11 protein-coding genes and 1 pseudogene are annotated in these 14,238 nt (G+C 64.3%); all 12 read right to left on the bottom strand.

Going from position 1 to position 14,238, the window contains the following annotated elements:
• Positions 1–3,124, bottom strand: a pseudogene (locus tag CXR03_RS18095) (hypothetical protein); the annotation flags it as partial.
• 226 nt (positions 3,125–3,350) lie between these two features.
• Entirely contained in the window at positions 3,351–4,541 is a 1,191-nt protein-coding gene (tuf, locus tag CXR03_RS01980) for an elongation factor Tu (protein WP_104052739.1), read from the bottom strand.
• 224 nt (positions 4,542–4,765) lie between these two features.
• Positions 4,766–6,880, bottom strand: a complete 2,115-nt coding sequence (gene fusA, locus CXR03_RS01985; RefSeq protein WP_104101596.1) for an elongation factor G — start codon at positions 6,878–6,880, stop codon at positions 4,766–4,768.
• Positions 6,881–6,997: 117 nt separating this feature from the next.
• Positions 6,998–7,468, bottom strand: coding sequence for a 30S ribosomal protein S7 (gene rpsG, locus CXR03_RS01990; protein ID WP_104052741.1), 471 nt, complete (start codon positions 7,466–7,468; stop codon positions 6,998–7,000).
• A gap of 1 nt (position 7,469) precedes the next feature.
• A complete protein-coding gene (gene rpsL / locus CXR03_RS01995) occupies positions 7,470–7,844 on the bottom strand; it encodes a 30S ribosomal protein S12 (RefSeq protein ID WP_104052742.1) in 375 nt (124 codons plus the stop codon).
• Positions 7,845–8,154: 310 nt separating this feature from the next.
• The gene (locus tag CXR03_RS02000) at positions 8,155–8,946 is read right to left on the bottom strand and encodes an IclR family transcriptional regulator C-terminal domain-containing protein (RefSeq protein WP_104101597.1); all 792 of its coding nucleotides are present in this window, start codon (positions 8,944–8,946) and stop codon (positions 8,155–8,157) included.
• A gap of 28 nt (positions 8,947–8,974) precedes the next feature.
• Positions 8,975–9,694 carry a 3-oxoacid CoA-transferase subunit B gene (locus tag CXR03_RS02005; RefSeq protein ID WP_104101599.1) on the bottom strand — a complete coding sequence of 240 codons (720 nt, stop codon included), beginning with the start codon at positions 9,692–9,694 and terminating at the stop codon, positions 8,975–8,977.
• On the bottom strand, positions 9,691–10,374 hold the full coding sequence (locus CXR03_RS02010; RefSeq protein ID WP_104101600.1) for a 3-oxoacid CoA-transferase subunit A: 684 nt from the start codon (positions 10,372–10,374) through the stop codon (positions 9,691–9,693). The genes CXR03_RS02005 and CXR03_RS02010 overlap by 4 nt, the downstream gene beginning before the upstream one ends.
• A gap of 8 nt (positions 10,375–10,382) precedes the next feature.
• Positions 10,383–11,594 carry a thiolase family protein gene (locus CXR03_RS02015; protein WP_104101602.1) on the bottom strand — a complete coding sequence of 404 codons (1,212 nt, stop codon included), beginning with the start codon at positions 11,592–11,594 and terminating at the stop codon, positions 10,383–10,385.
• The gene (pcaC, locus tag CXR03_RS02020) at positions 11,591–12,001 is read right to left on the bottom strand and encodes a 4-carboxymuconolactone decarboxylase (protein WP_104101603.1); all 411 of its coding nucleotides are present in this window, start codon (positions 11,999–12,001) and stop codon (positions 11,591–11,593) included. Before pcaC ends, CXR03_RS02015 begins: the two co-directional genes overlap by 4 nt.
• Before the next feature lie 5 nt (positions 12,002–12,006).
• Positions 12,007–12,819 (bottom strand): alpha/beta fold hydrolase, encoded by an 813-nt coding sequence (locus CXR03_RS02025; protein WP_104101605.1) that lies wholly within the window; start codon positions 12,817–12,819, stop codon positions 12,007–12,009.
• On the bottom strand, positions 12,816–14,237 hold the full coding sequence (locus tag CXR03_RS02030) for a lyase family protein (protein ID WP_104101607.1): 1,422 nt from the start codon (positions 14,235–14,237) through the stop codon (positions 12,816–12,818). Before CXR03_RS02030 ends, CXR03_RS02025 begins: the two co-directional genes overlap by 4 nt.
• Position 14,238 lies beyond the last annotated feature (1 nt).

The following is a 14,238-nucleotide window of genomic DNA, read 5'->3' on the forward strand; positions in this document are numbered from 1 at the left end:
AGTAGGCCAGGGGCAGCAAAGCCAGCACCGCAATACTCCCCCACTGAGCAACCGGCACCAGCTGACCCAGTCCCACACCGCCGAACCGGTCCTGCAACACCGTCCGCACCACCTGCTGAACGGCCACCGAAACAGCCACCGCAACAAACACCCCATGCACGCTCAACTCAAGGTCCGCAACAACCAGCGCCGCCAACACCGTCAGCATCACCTGGGCTGCCAGCACGTACCGGCCCCGCACTTCCACCCGCGCCCACCGCACGGCCATGAACCCGCAGTACGCCAAAGCCGCACCGACAAGCACCTCATACCCGCGCAGCCCCAGCACCCCGGCACCAACCAGCGCAGCCGCAGCAAACCCGCCAGGGCCCACCCACTCCAACCAGGAACTCGCAGCGAAGAAACGCCGCAGCACCACCGACGTCAGCACATTCACCGCCAGCGCACCGAACACCACGCACAACGTGAGCACAGTCCCCGGATCCTCCACGAACCGCAGCCACACCGTCAGCACCGGCACCAGCCCGGCCGCGCCGCCCAGCACGGCATCCGCAAACCGAACCGGACGGCCGGAAACCATCCGTGCCGTTGCCGCTGCCTGCATAAAGAGAGTCATCCCGATGGCAATTCCCAGCAGCAGCACGTACGTGGACTTTTGGACCGGAACAGCAATGAGGGAGTAGGCCAGGGGCAGCAAAGCCAGCACCGCAATACTCCCCCACTGAGCAACCGGCACCAGCTGACCCAGTCCCACACCGCCGAACCGGTCCTGCAACACCGTCCGCACCACCTGCTGAACGGCCACCGAAACAGCCACCGCAACAAACACCCCATGCACGCTCAACTCAAGGTCCGCAACAACCAGCGCCGCCAACACCGTCAGCATCACCTGGGCTGCCAGCACGTACCGGCCCCGCACTTCCACCCGCGCCCACCGCACGGCCATGAACCCGCAGTACGCCAAAGCCGCACCGACAAGCACCTCATACCCGCGCAGCCCCAGCACCCCGGCACCAACCAGCGCAGCCGCAGCAAACCCGCCAGGGCCCACCCACTCCAACCAGGAACTCGCAGCGAAGAAACGCCGCAGCACCACCGACGTCAGCACATTCACCGCCAGCGCACCGAACACCACGCACAACGTGAGCACAGTCCCCGGATCCTCCACGAACCGCAGCCACACCGTCAGCACCGGCACCAGCCCGGCCGCGCCGCCCAGCACGGCATCCGCAAACCGAACCGGACGGCCGGAAACCAGCAGGTAAACGGACAGCACCTGGTTCACCAGTACGGCGGCGATAGACAGGGTCAGGGTCCAAGCCCACACGGTCTGCCCATCCAGACGGGCACTTTCCATTCCCGCCACGGACAGGACAGGTACCAGGCCGGTAGCGGCGCACCGCGCGCCGACGATAAAGTCCTGGCGCTGCACGCCGGACGAGGAGACAGCGCGCAGGACCAGGAAGACCGCTAGCAACACGCCCAGCAGGACGGCCGTCCACAGCGATCCGTCCCAAGGGTCAAAGAGCCGGGGAATAAAGCCGGGCAGTGCCGCCGCGGCAACTGTTGGAGCGGGAACAAAAGGAACCTTCCAAGCCGCAACCATGAACGTGATCAGTACCAGCACGGACGTGGCGGTGAACGCGGCCAAGCTCCCGCTGCCGCCTTCGAAGGATGCTGCGATTCCTGCAGCAACTGCGGCAGCGGCTTGTAGGCACAGCAGGAGAACCAGATCGACGCCGAAGAATCGTTTTCCGCCAACGGCATCATAGTGACGGCGCCACGCTGCCAGTCCCGCCGTTTGGAGCGCCAGGAGCAGGGAAAGGACAAGGAGAGCGGTTCCAAGATCATCGCCAACCTCGTAGGACAGGACTGTCAGTCCTGCCGTGGCTGAGATCCGGAAACCGTAGCTATTGATCAGGCGTTCCCGCCGCGGGCTCTGCAGGAACAGAACGGCGTAGTAGCAGGCGAACGACAGGAACAGGATGGAGAACTGCCATCCTCCCAGCTCTGCGGCTGTTAGGACCGCCACGGCTGCTGTGGCGGGAACCAGGAAGCGGTGGGAGCGGACAAAGGCGTCCAGATACAGGTTGTTCAGCCACGCCGGGCGGCGCATGGCCACCAGGGAGATCACCGTCGCCAACAGGACAGTGAAGAGAAAGTACCAGACAATTCCGGAGCGCAGGGCGGCGCCTGAGGCCAGCGCTGTCGAGAGCAGGAAGGTTATGGACAGGTAGGCAACAACCCTGCTGTCAAGCTTTGCAGCTGCATAGCCAAACGCCATGGTTCCGACAAGCGAGGTGGCCAGCCACGCCAGGGGCGCATCACGGAGCACAAAGTTGTTCAATGCCAGGCCCACTACAGGGATGAGAGCCAGACCGGTTCCGGTAAAGGCGACTCCGGCTGGCCGCAGCCGCCGACTGCGGGCATGCACAGCCAGCCCGCCGGCGTAAAACATGCCGGAAACAACGCTCACGCCCGCAAACCGCGCGGTCTGCGATATTGCCAAGCCGATGAAGAGCGAGGCGGCGGCAACCAGCAGGAGGCATGCTGCGTACAGGGTGATGTTGATGTTGCGCAGGTCCCTGCGGTGTTTGCGGGCTTCCTCCTCCGCCTTCAGGGCCGCAAGTTGCTTGGGCCCCGGAGTCACGGCCCTAGGAGGCGCAGGCCGGGCGGGAGTGGACAAGGACGGAACCGGTCGGGCAGCCCCCGCGAAGCCCAGCGGCGACGCGGCCTGCGGGGACGGCACCGGAGCGGGATTCCGGAGTGCCTCCGGCGGCGGACCGTCCAGGCGGGGAGTTTCCGGCGGCGGGCCGTCCAGGCGGGGAGTTTCCGGCGGTCTGGCAGTTTCCGGCGGTCTGGGAATTTCCAGAACGGGCTGCCGCAGGGCAGCCTCGCTGCCAGCACCGTGCGCCGCAGAAGCGATGGTGTAACCGGCCCGGTAGCCTTCATTGAAAGCCTTGCTGAGAGCCTCTGACGCCACCGGCGCCGCCTGTGCCTGTACAGCATGTCCCTGTGCCTGTACAGCAGGTTCTGAAGCCTGCGAGCCGCGGCCGCGGCAGAACCAGCCTATGGCGAAGCCGATGCCCATAAGCACCAGGACCGCCCCAACAACTATCTCCATTGCCCGTCAACCCCCATTAAGCGATGCAAATCTGCTTCACATCATAGAGGCGCTGTCGTGGGCTTCAGGACAGAGTGCACCGCGGATGGGGATAACTCCCCTGCTTGCCGGGGCGCCGGCCGGTTAAAGCAAGATGTCCCCGCTGCGTGAGCAGCGGGGACATCTTTTCAGTTCGTATCCTTACCCGGAGGCAGGATCCTCACCGAGGATTCAACAAGTAAAAAAATTACTTGATGATCTTGGTGACACGGCCTGAACCAACGGTGCGGCCGCCTTCGCGGATAGCGAAGCCGAGGCCTTCTTCCATGGCGATGGGCTGGATGAGCTCAACGGTCATCTCAGTGTTGTCGCCGGGCATAACCATTTCCGTGCCCTCGGGCAGGGTGATAACGCCGGTTACGTCCGTGGTGCGGAAGTAGAACTGCGGGCGGTAGTTCGAGTAGAACGGGTTGTGGCGTCCGCCTTCATCCTTGGACAGGATGTAGACGTTGGCCTCGAAGTCGGTGTGCGGGGTGATGGAACCCGGCTTCACGACAACCTGGCCGCGCTCTACGTCTTCGCGCTTGATGCCGCGGAGCAGGAGACCACAGTTCTCGCCTGCCCATGCTTCGTCAAGCTGCTTGTGGAACATCTCGATACCGGTAACCGTGGTCTTCTGGACCGGACGGATGCCGACGATCTCGACCTCGGAGTTGATGGCAAGGGTACCGCGCTCGGCGCGGCCCGTGACAACGGTTCCACGACCGGTGATCGTGAAGACGTCCTCGATCGGCATCAGGAACGGCTTGTCCTTGTCGCGGATCGGGTCCGGCACGTTGTTGTCAACGGCTTCCATGAGCTCTTCGACGGAAGCAACCCACTTCGGGTCGCCTTCCAGAGCCTTGAGGCCGGAGACGCGAACGACGGGAGCGTTGTCGCCGTCGAATTCCTGGGAGCTCAGCAGTTCGCGAACTTCCATTTCAACGAGGTCCAGCAGTTCCTCATCGTCGACCATGTCGGACTTGTTCAGTGCGACCAGCAGGTAGGGAACGCCAACCTGGCGGGCCAGCAGAACGTGCTCGCGGGTCTGGGCCATCGGACCGTCAGTAGCGGCAACCACGAGGATTGCGCCGTCCATCTGAGCTGCACCGGTGATCATGTTCTTGATGTAGTCAGCGTGACCGGGGGCGTCTACGTGTGCGTAGTGGCGCTTCTCGGTCTGGTACTCGATGTGCGAGATGTTGATGGTGATACCGCGCTGGCGCTCTTCAGGTGCAGAGTCGATAGCAGCGAAATCGCGCTTTTCATTCAGATCAGGGTACTTGTCAGCAAGCACCTTCGAAATGGCAGCGGTCAACGTCGTCTTTCCATGGTCAACGTGACCAATGGTGCCGATGTTGACGTGCGGCTTAGTCCGCTCGAACTTTGCCTTCGCCACGGGTTCCTCCTAGAAAGGTTGAAGACTCAATCTCCAACAGCGCTTCTCGCTGCTGAAACTGATGTAAGTCTACTGGGGGCTGTTTATTTGATGAAATTGCCGTATATCCGCAGCAGCCTGGCGAGGCCGCTCAGTCTGGCTATGCAGCGGGCTTCCGGCCTGGGCCTTGGCCCGCTGCACACAGCTGGTGTTCCGAAGTTGCCCCCGGAACACCAACCAGGGTTTTATTCGCCGCGCGTCTTCTGGATGATCTCGTCGGCTACTGCCTTCGGGACCTCCGCGTAGCTGTTGAACGACATGGAGTAAACGGCGCGTCCCTGCGTCTTTGAACGCAGGTCGCCGATGTAGCCGAACATGCCGGACAGCGGTACGTGAGCACGGATGACCTTTACGCCTGCGGCGTCTTCCATGGACTGCATCTGGCCACGGCGGGAGTTGATGTCACCGATAACTTCACCCATGTATTCCTCAGGGGTGCGGACTTCAACATCCATCAGCGGTTCGAGCAGTACAGGGTTCGCCAGGCGGGCGGCTTCCTTGAAAGCCTGTCGTCCGGCGATCTTGAACGCCATTTCCGAGGAGTCAACATCGTGGTAGGCACCGTCAAGCAGGCTTGCCTTGACACCGACCACGGGGTAACCGGCGAGCACACCTTCGGTGAGCGCGCTCTGGATACCCTGGTCAACGCTGGGGATGTATTCGCGGGGAATACGGCCACCGGTGACCTTATTGTCGAACTCGTAGAACACGCCTTCGGAAGTATCCAGCGGCTCGATTGCGATCTGGACCTTTGCGAACTGGCCCGAACCACCGGTCTGCTTCTTGTGCGTGTAGTCATGCTTGGCCACTGCGCGCTTGATGGTTTCGCGGTAGGCAACCTGGGGCTTGCCCACGTTTGCCTCGACGCGGAATTCGCGGCGCATGCGGTCAACCAGGATGTCCAGGTGCAGCTCGCCCATACCGGCGATGATCGTCTGGTTGGTGTCTTCGTCGAGGGAGACCTGGAAGGTCGGATCCTCTTCGGAGAGCTTCTGGATGGCCGTGGAGAGCTTCTCCTGGTCACCCTTGGTCTTCGGCTCGATGGCCACGGAAATCACGGGCTCCGGGAAGCTCATGGATTCCAGCACGATCGGGTTCTGAAGGTCGCACAGGGTGTCACCCGTGGTGGTGTCCTTCAGGCCAATCGCAGCGTAGATGTGACCGGTGGTGATCTCTTCGACCGGGTTTTCCTTGTTGGCGTGCATCTGGAAGAGCTTTCCGATGCGCTCCTTCTTCTGCTTGGTCGCATTCATGACCTGGGCGCCGGAAGCAGCGTGACCGGAGTACACGCGGATGTACGTCAGGCGGCCGAAGAACGGGTGCGTGACAACCTTGAACGCCAGGGCCGAGAACGGAGCGTTGGCATCAGCGGCGCGTTCGAGGATGACCTCTTCGTCGCGGATGTCGTGGCCCTTGATGTTCGGGACGTCCAGCGGGTTCGGCAGGTAGGCGACGACGGCGTCAAGCATCGGCTGTACGCCGCGGTTCTTGAACGCGGAACCGCACAGCACCGGGTAAACCAGCGAGTTGATGGTCAGGTGGCGGATGCCGGCCTTGATTTCCTCGGTGGTGAATTCTTCACCTTCGAGGTACTTGTTCATCAGTTCGTCGCTGGCTTCGGCAACGGTCTCGATGAGCGCGGCGCGGTACTCTTCAGCCTTTTCGGCCAGATCGGCCGGGATGGGCTCAACCTCGTACTTGGCACCCATGGTGACGTCACCCTTGGAGTCGCCGCGCCACGTCAGTGCACGCATCTCGACCAGGTCAACGACGCCTTCAAACTCGCTCTCAGCACCGATGGGCAGCTGGATAACCAGCGGCTTCGCGCCGAGGCGGTTGATGATCGTGTCCACGGTGAAGTAGAAGTCTGCGCCAAGCTTGTCCATCTTGTTGACGAAGCAGATACGCGGAACGTTGTACTTGTCAGCCTGGCGCCAAACAGTCTCGGACTGCGGCTCCACGCCTTCCTTGCCGTCGAAAACGGCTACAGCGCCGTCGAGCACGCGCAGGGACCGCTCAACCTCGACCGTGAAGTCAACGTGACCCGGGGTGTCGATGATGTTGATCTGGTTGTTGTCCCAGTAGCACGTGGTAGCTGCGGAGGTAATGGTGATACCCCGCTCCTGCTCCTGTGCCATCCAGTCCATGGTGGACGCACCGTCGTGGGTCTCACCAATCTTGTGGTTGACACCGGTGTAGAACAGGATGCGCTCGGTGGTGGTGGTCTTACCGGCATCAATGTGGGCCATGATGCCGATGTTGCGGACCTTGTTCAGGTCGGTAAGCACGTCAAGTGCCACGGTTTCTCCCTTAGTTGGTTTTTGCCGGTTCGACTGCGTTTATCTGCTTCGGGCCCCGCACCCCGCCGTAAGCGGAATGCAGGGCCTTGAAGGAGTGGCCGCCGTCGGCCTGGCTTATTACCAGCGGTAGTGTGCGAAGGCCTTGTTGGATTCAGCCATCTTGTGGGTGTCTTCGCGGCGCTTGACTGCTGCACCAAGACCGTTGGAAGCATCCAGGATCTCGTTGCGCAGACGCTCGGTCATGGTCTTTTCGCGGCGGGCCTTGGAGTAGCCAACCAGCCAGCGCAGGGCCAGTGCAGTTGCACGGCCCGGCTTGACCTCAACCGGAACCTGGTAGGTGGCGCCGCCGACGCGGCGGGACTTGACCTCAAGGCTGGGCTTGATGTTGTCCATGGCCTTCTTCAGGGCTGCAACGGGGTCTCCCCCGGTCTTCTCCTGAGCGCCTGCGAGTGCACCGTAAACAATGCGCTCAGCGGTGGACTTCTTGCCGTCGACGAGAACCTTGTTGATCAGCTGAGTGACCAGCGGGGAGCCGTAGACGGGATCCAGTACGAGCGGCCGCTTGGGGGCCGGACCCTTGCGGGGCATATTACTTCTTCTCCATCTTCGCGCCGTAACGGCTGCGAGCCTGCTTGCGGTTCTTGACACCCTGGGTGTCGAGTGCGCCGCGAACGATCTTGTAACGAACACCGGGCAGGTCCTTCACACGACCACCGCGAACGAGGACGATGGAGTGTTCCTGCAGGTTGTGACCAACACCGGGGATGTAGGCGGTCACTTCAATGCCACCGTTCAGGCGCACGCGGGCAACCTTACGCAGTGCAGAGTTCGGCTTCTTCGGGGTGGTGGTGTAAACGCGGGTGCAGACACCACGGCGCATCGGGCTGCCCTGGAGGGCAGGAGCCTTGGTCTTGGAGACCTTGGGTGACCGGCCCTTGCGGACCAGCTGCTGAATCGTAGGCACTTTCGTGTTCTCCGTTTTTTCTCGAGATAAGTTCTCTTGGTTGCTCCGCCCCGCTGTCAGCTGTCGGAACAGCCGAGGCGACGCGCTTTAAGTCGTCGTTTCCGCAATGCCCCGAGAAGCTCCGATAGTCTCGCCGAAAGCGACCGTAGGCGTGCAAAAGTGTGGCATTCGTTGCACAGGAACCCTGCAACCCGGAAACAGGCCCGCTACGCTGAGCGTCCTTCATCCACTGCCACACAAACAATTGATTATTAGTCTAACAGACTTAAGCTTCCCCGCCTGACGATGCGGCAAGAATCACATCCTGAGGCTAGCTCCCGGCGACCAGCGCGGCGGTAATCTTCGCCGCAGTCTGCTGCAGATGCGGCAAGACCTCCGCAACAGCTTCCTCCAGCGTACTCCCGCCTGTCCCCAACGATGCCTGCATGGAGGTATTGATGGCTGCAATCACATCCCCGTCCGGCCCTCGGACCGGGACGGCAACGGAGCGCAGCCCCGCTTCGAGTTCCTGGTCCACGATGGCCCAGCCAGCTTCCCTCACCCGGGTTATCTCTTCCCGGAGATCCGTGACGGAGGTAAGGGTCCGTTCCGTCAGCGGCCGGGGCTGGACCTGGGCCAGGTACTGCTCCAGCTCCGCGTCCGGCAGGCCGGCCAGCAGGACCCGCCCCATGGAGGTGGCATAGGCGGGGAACCGGGTACCGACGGCGATGCCAACGCGCATCAGCCTCCGGGTATGGATCCGGGCGACGTAGACAATGTCCTGGCCGTCAAGGATGGACGCGGACGTGGACTCCGAGATGGTGCGGGAGAGGTCTTCCAGCAGGGGCTGCGCCAGCTGCGGCAGGGTCTGGCCCGAGAGGTAGGAATATCCCAGGCCCAGCACCTGGGCGGTCAGCTCAAAATTGCGGCCGTCAGTGCGCATGTACCCCAAATCCACGAGGGTCAGCAGGAACCGCCGGGCGGTGGCACGGGTCAGCCCGGTCCGGCGGGAAACCTCGCTCAGGGTCATGCTGACGTGGTCGGCGTCGAAGGACCGAATCACGCTTAGGCCGCGCGCCAGCGACTGGACGTGCTGGCCGCTTGCGGCGGAGGTCTCGCTCATTTCTCCCTCGTGGATAACGGTGCCGGCCTTAGGCGCCGGCCGGATCGCGGATCAGCGGAACATCCATCACGGCGGCCAGCTCCTCGAAGCTGATGCCGTGGGTTTCCCGCACGTGCACGCCGTCCTCCTTCAGCAGGAAGACCGCTTCATTAGTGTAGACGCGGGTCACGCAGCCCACTCCCGTCAGGGGGTAGGTGCACTCCCGGACGAGTTTACTCAGGCCTTCCCGGGTGAACAGGGACATCATGACGTAGACGTCCTTGGCTCCGGTTGCCAGGTCCATGGCCCCGCCCACGGCGGGAATGGCGTCGGCGGCGCCGGTGTGCCAGTTGGCCAGGTCTCCTGAGGCCGAAACCTGGAAAGCGCCAAGCACGCAGACGTCCAGGTGACCGCCGCGCATGATGGCGAAGGAATCGGCGTGATGGAAGTACGCCGCTCCCGGCAGCTCGGTGACCGGGATCTTTCCGGCGTTGATCAGGTCGCCGTCGATCTGGCTGCCCTGCGCTTGGGGCCCCATTCCCAGCATTCCGTTTTCGGTGTGCAGGGTAATCCTCTGTTCCGGCACCAGGTAGTTCGACACCAGGGTGGGCTGGCCGATCCCGAGGTTGACGTAGGAACCGGGTGCGATGTCCCGCGCCACCAGTTCCGCGAGTTGGAACTTGTCCAGGCGGTCCCCGGTTTCCGTCCCGCCTGCTGTGCCTTCTGCTCTCGTGCCTTCTGCTCTCGTGCCTTCAATTGAAAAGTTCATGCTGCTGCCGGCTCCTTTTTCTCTGCCACGCGCACCAGCGTGTTCACGTAAATACCCGGTGTGACAACGTGCTCCGGATCCAGGTCCCCCGGGTCCACGACGTCGCGGACCTGGACAATGGCGTTCTTCGCCGCGGCGGCCATGATGGGACCGAAGTTGCGGGCGGTCTTGCGGTAGACGAGGTTCCCTGCCCGGTCGGCACGCAGTGCCTTGACCAGCGCAAAGTCCGCCGAGAGCGGGGATTCGAAAACGTAGCCCCGGCCGTCGATAATCCGGGTCTCCTTGCCCTCAGCGAGCATCGTTCCGTACCCGGTGGGCGTGAAGAAGCCGCCGATGCCCGCCCCGGCGGCCCGAATCCGCTCTGCAAGGTTGCCCTGCGGCACCAGCTCGAGTTCGATCTCCCCGGCCCGGAACTTCGCGTCGAAGATCTGCGAGTCGGACTGCCGAGGGAAGGAACAGATGATTTTCTTCACCCTGCCGGCGCCAATGAGCGCTGCCAGGCCGTGTTCACCGTTGCCGGCGTTGTTATTCACCACTGTCAGGTCCGAGGCTCCCTGCCGGAGCAGCGCCTCGATCAGTTCCACGGGCTGTCCGGCCTTGCCGAAGCCGCCGATCATGACGGTTGCCCCGTCGGTGATGGAGGCAACAGCTTCGTCGACGTCCTGCACAATGTTGAGCACAGTTTCCCCTAGTTCGCGGTGGTTGTTGAGTTTTCGAGCACTACGGCCAGTCCCTGGCCGACGCCGATGCAGATCGCGGCGACGCCCCATCGCTCACCGGAGGCTTGGAGCCGGCGAGCCAGCGTTCCCAGGATTCGGGTGCCTGAGGCACCGAGCGGGTGTCCGATGGCCACCGCACCTCCCCACGCATTGACAATGTCCGGGTCGATGTCCCAGGCATCGAGGCACGCCAGGGACTGGGCAGCGAAGGCTTCATTGAGCTCGACGGCGCCCACGTCACCCCAGCTGATCCCGGCACGCTTGAGGGCGAGATTAGCGGCTTCGACCGGCGCGTAGCCGAAGTACTGCGGTTCGTTGGCGGCTGCGCCGCGCCCGGCGATGCGGGCCAGCGGAGGCAGCCCGAGAAGACCCTCGGCTGCCTCGCTTCCCAGCCAGGCGGCCGAAGCGCCGTCGTTCAGCGGCGAAGCATTGCCGGCGGTCACAGTGCCGCCCGCGGCGTCGTCTCCGGCGGGGCGGAACACGGTGACGAGGGTGGAGAGCTTCTCGACCGTCGAGCCGGGGCGGATGGATTCGTCGCGTTCCAGGGCGACGCCGTCGACGGCGACTGTCAGGTTGGCGTAGTTGCCTTCGTCCCAGGCCTTGGCGGCGAGCACGTGGGACTTCGCGGCAAACTCGTCCTGGCGGTCGCGGGTGATGTTGTATTTCTCGCGCAGCTGCTCGGTCGCTTCGCCCAGCGATACGGTCCATTCCGAAGGCATCGCGGGATTCACGAGCCGCCAGCCCAGCGTGGTGGAGGCCAGCGTCTGGTTCCCGGCGGGATAGGCCTTCTCGTTTTTCGGGAGTACCCAGGGCGCACGGCTCATGGATTCCACGCCGCCAACGAGCATAAGGTCGGCTTCCCCGGTGTTGATCTGCCGGGACGCGATGATGGCGGCGTCCAGGGAAGAGCCGCACAGCCGGTTCACGGTGGTCCCCGGGACCGACGTGGGCAGCGATGCCAGCAGCGAAGACATCCTGGCAACGTTGCGGTTCTCCTCGCCTGCGCCGTTGGCGTTGCCGAAGACCACTTCGTCCACGGCCGCGGGATCCAGGTCTGGTGCGCGGTCCAGGGCCGCACGGATGACCTGCGCTCCCAGGTCATCCGGCCGCACTCCGGCCAGCGCACCGCCGAACTTGCCGAACGGCGTGCGGACTGCGTCGTAGATGTACGCCTGATTCATCGTTTCTCCAACCCATCGAGTTCTGCGAAAACCTGCTGCGCCGTCTTGAACGCCGAATTGGCGGCCGGAACGCCGCAGTAGATGGCCGACTGCAGAATGATTTCCTTGATTTCGGCCCGGGTCAGCCCGTTGGTCAGCGCTGAGCGGACGTGCATGGCGAACTCCTCCGTGTGCCCGTGGGCAATCAGCGCGGTGAGCGTGATCGCACTGCGCATGGTCCGGGGCAGTCCGGGCCGGGTCCAGATGCTCCCCCACGCATACTTGGTGATGAGCTCCTGGAAGTCCTCGGTGAATTCGTCCTTGGCGGCGTTCGCGCGGTCCACGTGGGCAGCACCGAGCACCTCGCGGCGGACGGCCATCCCCTCGTCATAGACGTCCTGCTGGGTCTTGTCTGCATCCTCAATCATGGAACCTACAGTCCTTCCTGATATGCGGCACCAAAGAAGCTGCGCAGCAGGTGAGCGGTTTCTTCCGGCTTTTCGGCCGGAAGCAGATGGGCGGCGCCCCCGACGGCGGCGCTGGTGCCGTTGGGCGTGTGCTCGGCAACGTACTCGGCAAACGACGGCGGGGTGACCGCGTCCTGCTCGCCCGCCAGCGCAAGCAGTGGAAGGGTGATGTCGCCGAGCCTGCCGCGGACGTCGAATTCGGCCAGAGCCTCACAGCAAAACGCATAAGAGAACCGGTCTGCGTCCTGGAGGGAATGCAAAAGGGCAGCAGAGGCGGCCGGTTCCCGGTCGATAAAGCCGGGGGCAAACCAGCGCTCAGCGGAGCCGGCCAGGACTGCGGGAGTGCCCTGGTTCCGGACCGTATCGGCGCGCTCTGCCCAGCCTTCGGCGTCGCCAATCTTGGCCCCGGAGCACAGAATCGCCAGTCCCTCGAATTCCGGGGAGTGGTCCAGCCCCAACTGCAGCCCCACGGCACCGCCCAGGGACACTCCCGCGTAGTACACGCTCTGCTGCGCTGTGATATCGCCGCCGGCACGTGCTGCGGCGACCAGGGCCGCAACACTGTCGGACAGGTCCGCCACGCTGAACGGCTCGGCGGCTGCGGGGCTGAGGCCGTGTCCGGGAAGGTCCCAGGCGATCACGGTGAAGGTCTTCAGCACGGCTGCGGCCGGGGACCACAGCGCCGCGGCGGAGGTCCCCAGCGACGGGCCGGCGATGAGGACGGGAGCATTCGCGCCGGCGGCGCTGAGGAGGCTGGCTTTGAGGACGGGCTGGCTCACCTGGAGCTCCTTACGGGATAGGCGGCAAGAATGCGGTCAATCAGGGCGGAGGCCTCGCCCACGTAGTTGGCGGGATCCAGCTGGGCGGCAAGCTCGGCATCGCTCAGCACATCGGCGGATACTGCCTCGCGCAGCATTTCGCCCAGAGAGCTCCCCGTGGTCTGGGCGGCGGTGACCAGCTCCTGAAGGCGGGCCTTGCCGCTGCCTGGGGCGCCGTCGTCGTCCAGCAGCGGGGCAACGGTGGCCATCAACCGTTCGCTGACCACCAGCGGTCCGGCGGCGAGCAGGTTCTCCCGAAGCACTGCGGTGTTTACGGTGAGCCCTTCGGTGAGTTCAGCGAGTTTCTCGGCAGCACCCGAGGCGAGCCGCAGCAGGGAGCGCAGTGCCTGCCACTCGGTGTGCCAGGAGCCGCCGGGGCGCTCGTCGTCTGCAGCACCGGCCGCGGTCTGGAGCGCCACCCCGCAGCCCGGACCGGCCAGCGCGGCGCTGCGGATGAGCACGGACAGCACCGGGTTCCGCTTCTGCGGCATGGCCGAGGATCCCCCGCGGCCAGCCGCCCGCGGCTCGGAAACCTCTGCCACCTCGGGCCTGCTCATCAGCAGGACGTCATTGGCGATCTTGCCGGCGGCAGACAGCAGGTCCTGCAGGGCGGCACCCACCGCAGTGACGGGCAGCCGGTTTCCCTGCCAGGGTGCGGCCGGCGCTGCCAGTCCCAGCCGGAGTGCCAACTCGTCGGCAAGCTCCAGAGGCGTTGCCGCTGATCCGCTGGCATCCACGACGGTGCGCAGGGCCGCAAGCGTTCCCGACCCGCCGCCCCACTGCAGGGGCAGACGGGCTGCCGCTGTTTCGAGTGCCTCCGCCGCCTGCCCGATCCCGTGCAGCCACTGGGCGGCGCGGAGACCGAAGGTGGAGGGCAGCGAATGCTGGGTCAGGGTCCGGGCCACGCAGAGGGTATGCCGGTGCTCGACGGCGAGACCGGCCAGGGCAGACATGGTCCGCCGGGTATCGGAGGCAATGCCTGCCAGCGTGTCCGCGGAGACCAGCATCAGTGCCGTGTCCAGGATGTCCTGGCTGGTGGCGGCAGTGTGCACCGCTTCGGCGGCAGCGGGCGAAATATCGCGCACCTTGGCGCGCAGGTCAGCCAGGAGGGGAATCACCGGGTTACCTCCCCCGGCGGAGCGGGCTGCCAGGGACGCCGGGTCGTAGAGGTCGGCACGGAAGGCGGGGACGGCCTCGTCGGGCAGCTGCGGTGCAATAACGCCCGCGCCGGCCAGGACGCGCAGCCATTGGAGTTCGACGTCCAGCAGTTTCTGAACAATCCGGCGGTCACCAGTCTGGCCTGCACCGGTGGTGCCTGCCCACACCGGGGACAACAGCCCGTAGTCTGCGGTGTCCGCTGCGCTTACTGATCCGGGCACC

The sequence above is a fragment of the Arthrobacter sp. 08Y14 genome (assembly GCF_002929455.1).
Lineage (GTDB): Bacteria > Actinomycetota > Actinomycetes > Actinomycetales > Micrococcaceae > Arthrobacter_B > Arthrobacter_B sunyaminii.

What these genes read in the sequence shown, in the direction of transcription:
- rpsG (WP_104052741.1), bottom strand. Translation starts at nt 7,468, where the DNA reads ATGCCCCGCAAGGGTCCGGCCCCCAAGCGGCCGCTCGTACTGGATCCC.
- CXR03_RS02000 (WP_104101597.1), bottom strand. Translation starts at nt 8,946, where the DNA reads ATGAGCGAGACCTCCGCCGCAAGCGGCCAGCACGTCCAGTCGCTGGCG.
- CXR03_RS02005 (WP_104101599.1), bottom strand. Translation starts at nt 9,694, where the DNA reads ATGAACTTTTCAATTGAAGGCACGAGAGCAGAAGGCACGAGAGCAGAA.
- CXR03_RS02015 (WP_104101602.1), bottom strand. Translation starts at nt 11,594, where the DNA reads ATGAATCAGGCGTACATCTACGACGCAGTCCGCACGCCGTTCGGCAAG.
- pcaC (WP_104101603.1), bottom strand. Translation starts at nt 12,001, where the DNA reads ATGATTGAGGATGCAGACAAGACCCAGCAGGACGTCTATGACGAGGGG.